This window comes from Acidobacteriota bacterium, assembly GCA_003225175.1.
In the GTDB taxonomy this organism is placed as follows: Bacteria; Acidobacteriota; Terriglobia; order Terriglobales; family Acidobacteriaceae; genus Gp1-AA112.
Map to the genome: position 1 here is coordinate 1 of QIBA01000234.1, position 1,516 is coordinate 1,516.

At 35.7% G+C, this 1,516-nt stretch carries 1 protein-coding gene; it reads left to right on the forward strand.

All coding sequences use genetic code 11. The features are described 5' to 3' along the window. Positions 1-648: 648 nt before the first annotated feature. Positions 649-1,516: hypothetical protein (locus tag DMG62_24895; protein ID PYY19163.1), on the forward strand; the 868-nt coding region annotated here is incomplete at its 3' end.

The window sequence follows — 1,516 nt, forward strand, 5'->3', positions numbered from 1 at the left end:
GATCTGACTCGTAGCGATCTTAGATCACTTAGAAACCAACAAATACTATTCCTAGAACAACTTACCTCTTTAGATGGCAAAATCCTTATGGACTGGCACCTAATTAGAAATCGTAACTTTACTGCTACGCCCGCCAAATTTGCTCCCGCATGGTTCAAAAAATTAGAAACTAATTTATTAAACCCTTTAAATGAACATAGATTAATTCCGGCTGAATTTATCTTACGAGCTCATAATATGAAAGGTCATGAAATTTTACCTATAGATTTATCTACTAGAGCGCTTAATTGGATTGGGATATGGAATCCGGTCATAAATCTTCCAATTCTAGGTAGAATAGTTAAAAAGAACGAGGATAATAGAACAATCATAGTTGAACATTGGATTATAGATAACAACACATCAACAATCAATCACCCAAATTTAACTAGATGCAACGGTTGTCAAAATCATAATACTTCCTTTAGTAGTATTCCACGAACTGCACATATTGATACATATAGATGTGCTAATTTATTTACTGCAGATGACGCGGTTATTATTCAATCATCTAGTCCAAAAAAGATCAATAATAATCTATATTATTTTGATACTCCACAATATGATATTATTCAATGCACCTTCTACCATGCCATGTTTTTACATAACATGCTTCCTTTTTATGAAGATACAAATATTATCATTCAACGAGACAATTACATTGAGCGTTTCATTGATAAGGGTCCAATTCAAAAAGAATTGCATGCAATACAACATTCCTTTAAAGACGCAACACACCTTCGATTTTTTACTGATGGTTCAGTCATCGATATCGGAAAAGAATCAATGAGCATGAGTTTGGCCTTCGTTCAGACACATTACCTCTCAGAAACTCGAGAATTCAAAGCTACCTTGGATTGTTTTCCATCATCAACAAGAGCAGAAACGGCTGCTGTTTTGGCTGCTTTGTTGACTGCACCTCCTAGAATCTCAGTTGAAATTCTTACGGACTCCAAAGCTACTATGGATCATTATCTTTGTGAATGCTCCACTGTTAGATCCTTTTTTAAGGAAGAAAACAACGTTATTTGGTCTATGATCAGAGAATTAATTCGGGCGAATAGTCTAACTGTTACCTTTCACAAAATTAAAGCTCATTCAGGAAATATTTCTAATGAACGAGTTGATTTTCTCGCAAAAGATGCACATTATTCTGCTTTACCTTTAGTAGTTTCTACGACTGCATTGCAACAGATTGCAATTACCCCCAGGTGGCGGCAATTGCCGATTACTCAACATCTTCGCCATTTTATTACTCAAGTTTCAAGAAACTCAGGCTTTGAGAAATGGCTTAATTTACATCGTAATGACAAATATCGTACTTCTTGGGTTGATTGGGAAGCGACGTTCAATCACCTTAATGGTGAAGAAGCTAAATTAGACACTTCTTTCGCAAATTCGCATAGGAAGCGTCAGAAATTACAACTCTTAATTGAGGAACTGCCTACAGTTGAACATCTCAAAAAGCGACGACCTG